At 50.8% G+C, this 12527-nt stretch carries 9 protein-coding genes; 5 read left to right on the top strand and 4 right to left on the bottom strand.

The window, feature by feature from the left end; genetic code table 11:
* The 3 genes from NG665_RS02190 to NG665_RS02180 all read left to right on the top strand — a co-directional run bounded on the left by NG665_RS02190 (position 1) and on the right by NG665_RS02180 (position 4358).
* A complete protein-coding gene (locus tag NG665_RS02190; RefSeq protein ID WP_252673676.1) occupies positions 1–729 on the top strand; it encodes an N-acetyltransferase in 729 nt (242 codons plus the stop codon).
* Between the two features lie 218 nt (positions 730–947).
* Complete coding sequence (pepN, locus tag NG665_RS02185) at positions 948–3494, top strand: aminopeptidase N (protein WP_252673675.1); 2547 nt, start codon at positions 948–950, stop codon at positions 3492–3494.
* 87 nt (positions 3495–3581) lie between these two features.
* A complete protein-coding gene (locus NG665_RS02180; protein ID WP_252673674.1) occupies positions 3582–4358 on the top strand; it encodes a formate/nitrite transporter family protein in 777 nt (258 codons plus the stop codon).
* A gap of 174 nt (positions 4359–4532) precedes the next feature.
* Here the strand turns inward: NG665_RS02180 and NG665_RS02175 are convergent, their stop codons facing one another.
* Positions 4533–5588: an LLM class flavin-dependent oxidoreductase gene (locus NG665_RS02175; RefSeq protein ID WP_252673673.1), complete on the bottom strand. Its 1056-nt coding sequence runs from the start codon at positions 5586–5588 to the stop codon at positions 4533–4535.
* A gap of 144 nt (positions 5589–5732) precedes the next feature.
* Between NG665_RS02175 and NG665_RS02170 the strand changes: the two genes are divergently transcribed.
* Positions 5733–6941, top strand: a complete 1209-nt coding sequence (locus NG665_RS02170) for a dicarboxylate/amino acid:cation symporter (protein WP_252673672.1) — start codon at positions 5733–5735, stop codon at positions 6939–6941.
* Between the two features lie 53 nt (positions 6942–6994).
* Here NG665_RS02170 and NG665_RS02165 read toward each other — a convergent pair whose 3' ends face one another.
* Together NG665_RS02165 and malQ are read right to left on the bottom strand one after the other, a co-directional pair.
* Positions 6995–7225 (bottom strand): PTS sugar transporter subunit IIB, encoded by a 231-nt coding sequence (locus tag NG665_RS02165; RefSeq protein WP_252673671.1) that lies wholly within the window; start codon positions 7223–7225, stop codon positions 6995–6997.
* A 93-nt stretch (positions 7226–7318) separates the two neighbouring features.
* Positions 7319–9460, bottom strand: a complete 2142-nt coding sequence (gene malQ, locus NG665_RS02160; protein ID WP_252673670.1) for a 4-alpha-glucanotransferase — start codon at positions 9458–9460, stop codon at positions 7319–7321.
* Between the two features lie 214 nt (positions 9461–9674).
* Between malQ and NG665_RS02155 the strand changes: the two genes are divergently transcribed.
* Positions 9675–10574: an acyl-CoA thioesterase gene (locus NG665_RS02155; protein WP_252673669.1), complete on the top strand. Its 900-nt coding sequence runs from the start codon at positions 9675–9677 to the stop codon at positions 10572–10574.
* Positions 10575–10788: 214 nt separating this feature from the next.
* On the opposite strand, the gene ettA is transcribed toward NG665_RS02155, so the two are convergent.
* A complete protein-coding gene (gene ettA / locus NG665_RS02150; RefSeq protein ID WP_252673668.1) occupies positions 10789–12471 on the bottom strand; it encodes an energy-dependent translational throttle protein EttA in 1683 nt (560 codons plus the stop codon).
* Positions 12472–12527 lie beyond the last annotated feature (56 nt).

The raw sequence follows: 12527 nt of genomic DNA, 5'->3' as shown, positions 1-12527 counted from the left end.
ATGTCTACTCGCTTCCCCACTCGTGAGGAATTCGCTTGTATCGTAGAGACCATCCTGATCCCGTCTTTTCCGGCTGCTGAGCGGCCGGAAAAGACGGGATTTATGGAGATGTTTGATGCCGGAGAAATATATGCGCTAGCTACATTCGACCAGCAAACGCCAACTGGTATCTCGATTAGTTTCCTGCCCTGTGCTGGCAATGGCAGCATCGACCACGCTGACACTATGGCCGGCCGGTCGCATAGTAACTGCACCGTCATTTTGCTCTCCTGGCTTGCCGTCGGTGAAGCTGGGCGCGGTAAAGGTGTTGGCTCGCGGTTACTAGATGAAACCGTCGAGATTCTAACCAAAGAACATGACCCCTTCCTCATCCTCATCGAAGTTGAAGATCCCCACGTCCACACTGAGGTAACCGCATACGGCGACCCCCTTGCTCGAATGAAATTCTATGAGCGCGCTGGGGCGCGTCGCATAAATCTTCCCTTTGCGATGCCACGCGAAGATATCACTGCTGATGTCTTACCTGGGATGTTGCTTTACTCCATTGGTGGATATGCCCATCATGCTCCCCCTGAATCAGATTTACCTCTTGGAAGGTGCCTGACACGCTTCTTGCGCGCCTATGCCCAGCGTGCTGGCGAACCACAGCATAGCGATGGCAGTTTCGTCCATCCGGACATTGATCGCATGATTCGCCACGCCCCCATGGCAACATTTGCCGATCGGTAACTGCCCTTACCACGAACGCACCCGGCAGTGCAGATGCGATTGAGATCTATGTTGTAAAAAGTATCGGTCATTACGCCGCCAGACTGTGCCCGGATTTTCGCACCAACTATTCCACAGAGTAGACTGAACTATGACTGTCTGCCGTATTCCAGGTAGCACACTACTACTGCTACTCGTTCACACCGCAACCACGCAGTATCCAACTGAAAGGACAATCCGTGCCCGGACAAAATCTCACCCGTGTTGAGGCCGCACAGCGTGCCGATATCATCACAACCCATACTTACCGCGTCGAACTTGATTTACGTGGAGATACTACCTTCCGTTCTCAAACCAACGTAAAGTTCAGTGCGCTTCACGGAGCATCAACATTTATTGATTTGATTGCCCAGTCAGTGGAAAAGATCGTACTCAATGGGGTGGAGATTCCAACCAGTGCATACTCCGATTCACGGATCGCGCTGGAAAACTTAGCTGACGAAAACGAACTCTATGTTGATGCGACGTGCGTTTATTCCCACACCGGCGAAGGCCTACACCGCGCTATTGATCCGGCAGATAACGAAGTTTATCTCTACTCTCAGTTTGAGGTTCCAGATTCACGCCGAATGTATGCGGTATTCGAACAGCCTGATTTGAAAGCCGAATTCACCTTCGTCGTCACTGCGCCAAAGCACTGGAAGGTATTCTCCGTCTCCCCCACTCCGCAACCAACTGCTGCCGAAGAAGGCTTTGCAACGTGGGAATTTAGCCCAACTGAGCCCATTTCGTCCTACTTGACATGTATTATTGCTGGCCCTTACGAAGGCGTGACCGATTCGCATCCATCTTCTGATGGTCGCACAATTCCGATGGGAGTCTATGCCCGTAAGTCCTTAGCTGAATACCTTGATGGCGATGAGATCATCACCATCACCAAGCAAGCAATGGATTTCTTCGAAGATGCGTGGGATGTGCCCTACCCATTCCGCAAATACGATCAGATCTTCGTACCCGAATACAATGCTGGAGCGATGGAGCATCCGGGCTGTGTGACGATTCTAGATGATTATGTTTTCCGTTCTCGCCCAACTGAAGCTCTTGTTGAACGCCGCGCAATCACCGTCGTCCACGAGCTGGCTCACATGTGGTTCGGTGATTTGGTGACGATGAAGTGGTGGGATGACTTGTGGCTTAACGAATCCTTTGCTGAGTTCACCTCGCATGTGGCAACCGCCGAGGCTACGCGTTGGAGTGATGCGTGGGTAACGTTTAACTCCTCAGAGAAGTCCTGGGCGCAGATGCAAGACCAGCTACCATCGACTCATCCGATCGCTGCCGATATTCGCGATTTGGAAGATGTGCAAGTTAATTTTGATGGTATTACCTACGGTAAAGGTGCTTCGGTATTCCAGCAATTGGTTGCCTATGTTGGACGCGATGCGTTCTTTACCGGGGTATCGAAGTATTTGAAGAAGAAGGCGTGGGGCAACGCTACCCTTGATGATCTATTGGTAGAGCTTTCGGCAGCTTCCGGGCGCGATTTGACCGAATGGGTCAAGGTCTGGTTGCAAGAATCCGGTATCAATATTTTGCGTCCTCGGTTAACGATGGATGGTGGAACGTTATCCGAAATGGTTATCGAGCAAGGTACAGATGGCCGCGCCTCAATGCGTCCACACCGTATTGGCGTTGGCGGTTATTCGTTAAACGACGAGGGCAAACTGGTACGTGTTGCACATACGGAATTGGATATCGACGGCGCTGAAACAGTTGTTCCAGCATTTAGCGGTATCGAGCGCCCTGAGTTAATTTTGATTAACGACGGCGATTTAGCGTACGCGAAAGTGCGTATGGATGATGAGTCCTTGGCGTTTGCAATCAAGCATATTAATGCTTTCAGCGACCGCCTGGCGCGTACGTTGGTGTTGTTCTCTGCATGGGATATGACCCGCGATGGTGAAATGCCTGCTTCCGATTATGTTGAGTTAGTGCTTAAAGCCTTGGAAACTGAGGATCATGGTACGGTGTTGCGCTCGCTCATTAATTCGCTCTCGACGGCGGTAAAATTATATTCTGCCCCGGCAAAACGTTCGGCTTTGCAAGAAAAGGTTGGCCAGCGACTAGCCGAGCTTGCTCGTGATGCTCAAACTGGCACTGATCGCCAATTCCAATTGGCGATGGCCAGTGTTTCCTTGGCCTACACTGATGCTCAGATTGATACTGTTGCTGGCTGGCTAGAAGGTAGAGATGTTCTAGACGGGTTAAGTGTTGATGCTAATTTCCGCTGGGGTATTCTGGCGCGGTTGGCCGCAAGCGGCCGCGTGGATGCTGATGTGATCGAACGCGAGCGTACCGAGCGAGATAATACCGCCTCAGGTGCAGCTCATGCGGCACGGGCACGCGCAGCACTTTCTTCTGCTGAGGCTAAAGAAGCAGCTTGGCGTGATATTACCGGTGGTGAGGTTCCTAACTCTATTCAACGTTCGGCAGCTCTTGGATTTACTGATGGTGATCCGCAATTGCTGGTGGCCTTCGTCGATCGGTATTTTGACAATATCGAATCACAGTGGGCTGATCGCACTGTTGAGATTGCGTCGAACTTCATTGCTCACGCTTTCCCAACCGTATTAACTGGCCGCGATGACTTGGGCGTCGATATCGTGGCCCGTGGTCAAGAATGGCTCGCAAACCACACTGAGGCTGCTCCAGCGTCTCGCCGGTTATTCTCCGAGGCGCTCGCTCACGCTGAGCGTGCAGCTCGGGCCCAGCAGGCAGATGCCTAAAGTCTTAGAAATAGGTACCTAAGCAACTGTAGAGTGGGGCCGTGGAATAATGCCACGGCCCACTCTTTGAACTGAAGAAAGAAACTGATGGAGACCTTAACGCAAACGATTGAACGTCAAGCTGAAACCGGCGTCGCTAAGTCAAAGAAGGCAAATAATTTCGGTGGCTACCTCGCTGGTGGCGCACTGGCCGGTGCTTTTGTTGGTATTGGCTGCTTGTTTATGTATGCAGGTGTTTCGGGGATGTACGTCCACGGTTCTGATTTAGCTGGAACCATGATGGGACTGGTCTTTGGGATTGGCCTAGTGCTAGTTGTTTTCGCCGGCGGTGAGTTAGCTACGTCAGGCATGATGATTATGCCGTTGGCGGCAATTCGCCGCAAAATAAGTGCGGTGCGCGCTGGATGGATGATTATCTTTATGCTCCTTGGCAATCTGGTTGGTTCGATTGCTATTTCGGCTCTCATTACCGCTGCACATGTGTTTAAAAAGGATTCGCTCAACTATCAGATGCTTGATGCAGTTGTGTCTGGAAAACTAGGGAAAGATTATTCCGAAGTATTCTTCCGTGCAATCATGTGTAATGTTATGGTCTGCTTGGCAATGTGGACTATTGTTCGCATGAAGAATGAAGTTGCTCAGATTATTGTGATCTCGTGGGCGATTACGGTTTTCGTTGCAGCTGGTTTCGAACACGTCGTTGCAAATATGACGTCATTTTCGCTAGCCATAATGAACGGCGTTCCAGGAGTGACCTTCACGGATTCGGCCTTGGCTCTGGTGGTGGCAGCTGCGGGAAATATCGTGGGCGGCATGGTGGTTGTGGGCGGCTCGTTCGTCCTTGCAGCGCGGATGGAAGCCTAGCTTATAGTGTAGTCATTGTGGGGCTACGCTCTTATGACCTGCTCTGCCCTCTTCCCTCGCATCTAAATACTATGTAAGTCTACGCCCGGCGAATATCGCCGGGCGTAGACTTACATAGTGCATTGAGCTATGCACTCAAAGGATTGCACTAAGTTTCGAGCTGTTGGACTCCCATTAGCCAACTACTGGGCCTTCAGTGTTTGGGATCCAGCCGAGGGCTGGGGCGACGTGCTTGGCAAAGTTATCCAAAATGCGCACGTTCATATCGACGCCCATTTGGTTAGGGATTGTCAACATGAGAGTATCTGCCGCTGCGATAGCTGGATCGGCTTTGAGTTGTTCGATGAGAACATCGGGTTCGGCTGCGTAGGTACGTCCGAAGGTTGTCTTTGTGGCCCCTTCGAGCATGCCAATTTGATCTTTGTTTGAGGCAAAGGTTCCGAAAAGTTTTTGATCTTCGGCGGTAACAATTGGGAAAATGGATCGCGATACCGATACTCGCGGTGTCCAATCGTGTCCGGCATCTTCCCAGGCTTGGCGATAGACTCGGATTTGCTCGGCTTGAAGTTCTCCGAGGCTAGAACCATCTGCTTCGGATACTAATGTTGAGCTCATCAGGTTTACACCATCTTTTGCTGCTTGTTCTGCAGTGGCGCGGGTTCCCGAACCCCACCAGACGCGCTTTTGAAGTTCTGGGGAGTGTGGGAAAATCGGCAGTGGAGTTCCGGGCTGATACATCTGTGGGTATTGCTGCTCCAATGGCGCAGCTTGGGCTAGACCATAGCCTTGAATCGCAGCGAGGAATAGTTGCCACTTTTCGCGGGCAATATCTGCACCGTTGGGTGCCTCACCTTTATATCCGAAGGATTCCCAACCACGCAATGCAGGTTCAGGTGAGCCACGTGAAACGCCTAGCGCTATTCTTCCTTCAGATAACAGATCGAGTGCGGCTGCTTCTTCTGCTAGATGCAGCGGGTTTTCGTAGCGTAAATCGATAACCCCTGTGCCCACTTCAATGTGTTTTGTAGCACCAATAATTGCGCCGAGTAACGGCATTGGCTCTGCGCCCTGGGGTGCAAAGTGGTGAACCCGGAAGTATGCACCATTGACGCCGATCTCATCAGCAATCTTGGCAATCTCCAGACTGTCGCGTAAAACTTGCCCTGCGTCGGGCCCGTCTTGGCCAGTAATTGAGTGGTGGCCAAAACTTAAAAATCCAAATGCTTTCATAGTTTAATTATAAACTATTTGCGACGCATTGTCCACACTATGAACACAACTGCTCCGCCGGTCCAAAAATCACCTAACATAACAAACCATAAGTTACTATTTTCCGCACTCCCGCACATTAGTAACTAACACGAAAGGACCACCATGGAGCCCCCTATTCTTCACCGACTTAGCAAGAACCTGCTGACCTGGATCATTCTCGCAATCATCCTTGGAGCTCTTCTCGGTAAAGTTCTCCCTTCAGCCGCAATTGTTCCCTTCGCAACATTCAACGATATCTTCGGCAAATTCCTCTCCTTCGTCGTTCCACTGATCATCGTTGGTCTGGTTGCCCCAGCCATTTCCGACTTGGGTAAGTCTGGTGGACGCTGGGTAATACTGACAGTTGCATTGGGATACTGTTCTACCGTCATCGCCGGTTTAGGTACATGGGGTTTGGCTACCGTCGTATATCCATGGCTCTTGGCAGGCCAAAAAGTTTCTGATGTTGAAACTCCAGAACTTGCTGTGCCATCCCTCATGGATGCTTCCTTCACACTTCCGCCAGTTTTCGGTGTACTTACTGCACTCATCCTCGCCTTCCTTCTCGGCTTTGGAGCAGTGGCAACAAACGCACACAAGATCATCTCGTTAATGCATGAGTTCCGCGAAATCATCTATACGATCATTAAGCGTTCAATCGTTCCTCTCTTGCCACTATTCGTCTTTGGCACCTTCTTAAACATGTCGAAATCTGGGCAATTTGAACAAGTTGTTGTTCTCATGGCTAAAGTTATTGCCTTCGCCTTTGTTTTAACCGTCATCATGTTGTTGTTCCAATACTTCATCGCCGGCAGCCTCGCCCGACGAAATCCGTTCATCGCACTATGGAACATGCGTGACGCCTACGCAACTGCGCTCGGTACTGCCTCTTCGGCAGCAACCATCCCAGTCACATTGCGCTCTGCCCGCAAGAACGGCGTCTCTGAAGATGTTGCCGGATTCGTTATTCCGCTGTGCGCAACCATCCACCTCGCCGGTTCTACCATCAAGATCACCGCATTCGCTCTCGCTTTGCAATACATGCTTGGTATAACTCATCCTGCCGCAACCATGGTGAGCTTCATCTTCATGCTTGGCATTATCATGGTGGCAGCCCCTGGCGTTCCTGGTGGCGCAATTACCGCCGCACAATCAGTGGTTCAAGGAATTCTCGGATTTACCGAGCCAATGTATGGAATCATGATCGCACTCTACGTTGCCGTCGATTCGTTCGGTACCGCAACAAACGTTACCGGCGACGGCGCTATCGCCATGATCGTCGAACGTCTATCGTCAGGCAAACAAAAGGCCAAGAAACACTCTGTGCGTTAATTAACGCCCAGGCAGATAAGCCCCATATACTCGTGAGGCAGTTGCGTAGAATTTTACGCAGCTGCCTCAAGAGCTTCTGCAAGTTCTTGAGCGTGAGCTCCTACGATAAGCTGGAGTTGGCCTTTTTGACGCACCACACCGTAAGCGCCAGCAGCACGCAGCAGTTCATCAGAAACTGCCGCCATTGATACAACCTTGACCCGGATGCGCGTGAAAGCAGGAATAGCTTGCACAATATTCTCACGGCCACCAAGGCCAAGAATATAATCTTGGGCTAAGTCCACTGCTATTTCCTCCGTTCACAACTCTTAGCTAAGGTGTGCACTGCATATCAATCTGCATGTACACACCCGGGCTTATCCGTAAGCTAGCTTCGCCTAAGACGCCATAGCTTTCGTAAAAGATTCAACGAGGGAAAGCAATCGCGGATTCTTTGCCAAGTCTTCAATCAAGACTACCTTTTCAGTCCCATCTGCCAACGGAATCTTCCAATTAGGATACTCTTGATCGGTTCCGGGCTGATTTTGTGCTCGGCGCTCGCCCACGGCATCAACTAACGAAACACACAGTAGCGCAGACGGTGTTTTTGTTAAATACACGTGCAAAGCTTCGACGATCTCGCGCTCTGAAGGATTTTCGCCAATCAGATCGTATTGACGCAACCGAGTAAGGACTGTCTCAAGCTCGCGATGAGCCTGAGCCAACACGACTTCTTCAGGTTCGACCAGCAAGCCCAAGCGCGAACGCAATGAAACATGTTCTTGCGCCAAATAGCCAGCCGCAGGTGGTAGATCGTGAGTATCGACGGAAACTAGTGCGTCGCTACGGTAGTCTTCGGCACGAAGCGGGTTACCTTCGTCGTCTTTCTCAAACCAGAAGATAGACGTTCCCCATATTCCACGTTCGCGCAGATAATCGCGCACCCACGGTTCAACGTTTCCAAGATCTTCACCAACGACGACGGCGCCGGCACGGTAGGCTTCAAGCAACAAGACACCCACCATTGCTTCATGGTCGAAACGCACATACGTGCCTTGGTGTGCCGCAAACCCCTCTGGAACCCACCATAAACGGAACAGTCCCATGACATGATCGACTCGCAGCAAACCGGCGTGGCGCAAAACAGTGCGGACCATATCCCGCAACGGCGCATAACCCATCTTTTCCAATGCGTCTGGACGCCACGGTGGTTGTGACCAATTTTGTCCCTGCTGGTTATACATATCTGGTGGAGCCCCCACACCGATGCCGTGTGCAAATGCCTCCGGAATCGTCCAGGTATCAGAGCCTTGTGGGTGAACGCCAACCGCCACGTCGTGGGCGATACCGAAAGTCATGCCAGCAGCTTTAGCCGCGCGCTGCGCGTCTGCTAACTGTTGATCCATAACCCATTGGAGCCAGGCCCAAAACTCAATACGGTCACGCAACTTCACTCGTGCCCGAGCAACACCATTGCTACGCACATCGCGTAACTCTTCGGGGAAGTGCGCTCCATCATAGAATTCGACCAACGCACACCACAAAGCGAAATCTTCTAGGCCTTGCCCTTCACTGCGCCGGTATCGAGCAAACTCTCGTTCTCGCGCCTGGGAACGTCCAGCTTTGAAAATAACTTCTAATGCTTCTCGCTTCGCCTTCCACGCACTATCGCGATCGATATGCGAATTCTTCAACGAGTCTTTCTTAACTGTTTCCCCAGCCCAAGTAATCAACGAACGTTCTGGTCCAGAAAGATAAGCAGCTTCACGAATATTTTCGGGGCGAATATACAGCGGATTAAAGAATCGTCGCGTTACAGGCAAATAAGGTGAAGGGGATAATGGTTCAATAGGTTGGGCGGCATGCAAGGGATTGACAAGCAGATAATCTGCCCCCATCGAGCCAAATAGTGAAGCCATTTCGAGCAAGTCATCGGTATCTCCAACACCCCACGACTGTGCCGAACGAGTGGAATAAAGTTGCGCCATCATTCCCCAAGAGCGCTGCTCACTCAAACTGCCCTTAGTTAAAGTTCCTGGCGTGACAATCAGTGGCGTGGAGTCCTGGGCACTATTATCGGTTTGAGAATGGCTCACCCGCGCATGCAAAGTGTGATAGCCCAGTGGCAAGCCTGGCTCAAGAACAAAGGTTGCCTGACCAATCGTATGGCCTTCAATAACTCGAGGTGGAGTAAAGTCCTCCCCTTGGCGAACACTTCGTTGCGTGCCGTCTTCACACTCAATCCACAGTTCCACATCCCACCCGTGTGGTACATGGACGGCAACGCCATGTTCTTGATCATCTCGGGTAACAACACACGAAGGGAGGATCTGACGCCACGGAGCTTCTTCTTTGGCAACTAACTCGTTGTCAATCGCCTCATCACTTTGAGCGTCAACTCCCATTGCTGCCAAGACCGCAATAAGGGTCTGTGCCGAAACATGTTCGTGCTCTCCGTGAAAACCCCAAAATTCGGTGGCAACATTGTAGGCGTGTGCCAGCCGATGCAACTTTTCAAGATCAACTGTTTGATCTGGCATTGTCTCTCCTCGCAGGATGTGCAGTAGCATCCTTACTACTTTTATTCAGTTTAATTGTGCCAGAATGTATCGATTTTCTGTAGCTGACAGCAAGAATTTGCAACGAATCGATCCCGGTTAGTTATCGTTATTTCGCCAAAATGCTCAAAAATACGTTACAGATGAGGATCGAAACTGCCGTATGATGAAAATACATCATCCCCGGGAGGTCATTATGCCAACTTATCTTTCTGTACCAACAACTACCGAAGAACCCCTATCGTCAATTTTGAATACCCTTCGATTGACCGTCTCGGAACCGGGGAGCTACATCGGTCAAAATCTGTCGCAATTTAACGGGCGCGTCTATGGCGGGCAAGTATTTGGACAAGCAGTAATGGCCGCATGGGCGAGTGTTATCGATCATTATCCGCAACGCGAGATCCATTCAATCACGGCTGCTTTTATGCGCCCTGGCGATCAACATGAACCAATTTCGTTCGATGTGGAAGAAGTCAATGACTCTCGATCTTTTTCTACCCGGCGCGTCCATGCCTCACAGTTCGGGAAAACGATCTTATCGTGCCGAGCTTCCTTCCAAGAAGTCCAGCCCGGAGTAGATCATGCAGCAGAGGTTCCGTTCGCACCTAGCCCACTAGAGCTAGAATCCTCAGTCGATTTCTTTTCCAGCTTTAATCATCCTGCCTCAAAACATATGCACATGACGAACGCCATCGACATGCGACACGTCGATGGTCCGATATGGGTTCGCCCTGCCCGCAAACGCGATAGCCATACGCTTATCTGGTTTAAGGCACGAAACGATGTGCCCCAAGGCGCACCTCAATTGCTACATCGAGCGCTCTTAGCATACGCCACCGATCAATTCATGCTCGAACCAATAATGCGCCGCCACGGCATGTTCTGGCTAAGTCCCGATATCTCGTTGGCGACGTTGGATCACGCGATCTGGTGGCACCGTGATGTCGATATGTCAGATTGGGTGCTGGCCGAACTTGACTCTCCATCAGCACAAGGTGGGCGCGGTCTATCTGTTGCAAAATTCTTCCAAAATGGAATACATATTGCCACGATGGCTCAAGAGGGAATGACGCGCTCGAAAGACATTCTCTAAATGTGGATAATAGCCTGCCTTCTGAGTACGTGTGAGCGTTAAAAACACTGCTGGCTTGCAGTTCTGGCTTGTGTGTGGACCGAAACATCACCTAGCAGCCACACGAACTGCCTCATAGCTTGACATACACCTCGGGGCGTGAACCTATAAAATAGGTTCGCGCCCCGGCGGTTATGATGTTTAAACTAGTTATTTTCCCAGGTTTGAGTCACGGTTATCCGCGAGTGAGCTTACGATAGGTTGAGGCACCGGGCCGGGCAGCTTCTTCCCCTAACCGGGCAACCTTATTCTTCTCGTATGCTTCGAAGTTTCCTTCAAACCAATACCAGTTTGCCGGATCTTCCGCACTACCTTCGTAAGCCAAAATATGAGTGGCGATACGGTCAAGGAACCAGCGATCGTGGGTGATCACCACGGAACATCCCGCAAAATTGAGCAGTGCATTTTCTAACGAGCTGAGCGTCTCGACGTCTAAATCGTTAGTCGGTTCGTCAAGAAGGATAACGTTTCCGCCCTGCTTCAACGTCAAGGCAAGGTTAAGCCGATTGCGCTCACCGCCAGAAAGCACGCCGGCTTTCTTTTGCTGGTCAGCTCCCTTGAAACCGAAAGCAGACACGTAAGCGCGCGAAGGCATCTCAACATTGCCAACTTGAATATAATCCAACCCGTCAGAAACCACTTCCCATAGCGTCTTCTCCGGATCGATTCCGCCACGGTTTTGGTCCACATAACTCAGTTTTACCGTCTCGCCAATCTTGAGCGTGCCCTCATCAAGCGGCTCTAGACCAACGATCGTCTTAAATAAGGTGGTTTTGCCAACTCCGTTTGGCCCGATAATGCCAACGATACCGTTGCGCGGCAAACTAAACGAGAGATTATCGATCAGGACTCGATCACCGAATCCCTTCTTGAGATCTGTTGCTTGCAGGACAACGTTACCCAATCGAGGACCTGGTGGAATCTGAATCTCATCAAAGTCGAGCTTACGAGTACGATCAGCTTCAGCCGCCATCTCTTCATAGCGCGCCAACCGAGACTTCGACTTGGCTTGACGGCCTTTAGCCGAACTACGAACCCATTCGAGTTCTTCTGCTAATCGCTTCTTGAGCTTGGCATCCTTTTTACCCTGAACTTCAAGACGCTCTTGCTTCTTCTCTAAGTATGTTGAGTAGTTTCCCTCGTAGGGGTAGAGATGACCACGATCTACTTCTGCAATCCACTGCGCGACATGATCGAGGAAGTATCGATCGTGGGTGACGGCAATGACAGCACCAGGATACTTTGCCAAATGCTGTTCGAGCCAGAGCACTGACTCAGCATCCAAATGGTTTGTTGGTTCGTCCAATAGCAGCAAATCGGGAGCTTCTAGAAGGAGTTTACACAACGCGACACGACGGCGTTCTCCACCAGAAAGTACACTCACTGGAGTATCTGCCGGCGGGCATTGCAAAGCTTCCATGGCTTGCTCTAACTGAGCATCAATATCCCAGCCGTTTTCCGCATCGATCTGAGTTTGCAGCTTGCCCATTTCTTCCATCAACGCATCGAAATCAGCATCTGGCTCAGCCATCTCCATGCCGATCTCATTGAATCGATGAACTTTGGTCAAAAGCTCGCCAACACCCTCTTGGACATTTTCCAGAACCGTTTTATCTTCATTCAACGGCGGTTCCTGCAACAAAATCCCCACAGAGTAACCTGGGCTCAATCGAGCTTCACCATTCGATGGCTCATCGAGACCGGCCATAATCTTCAAAATCGTAGATTTACCGGCACCGTTAGGGCCGACCATACCGATTTTTGCACCCGGATAGAACGACATTGTCACATCGTCCAAAATGAGTTTGTCCCCGATCTTCTTGCGGGCACGAACCATATTGTAAATAAACTCAGCCACGTTTCTCCAATAGCTAGCAAATGGAACTGGTTAACCACCTCAACCTTAGTCGACGA

It is taken from the genome of Arcanobacterium pinnipediorum (assembly GCF_023973165.1).
In the GTDB taxonomy this organism is placed as follows: domain Bacteria; phylum Actinomycetota; class Actinomycetes; order Actinomycetales; family Actinomycetaceae; genus Arcanobacterium; species Arcanobacterium pinnipediorum.
The sequence above is the reverse complement of the archived record's forward strand: the minus strand, read 5'-3'. Positions and strand labels throughout refer to the sequence as shown.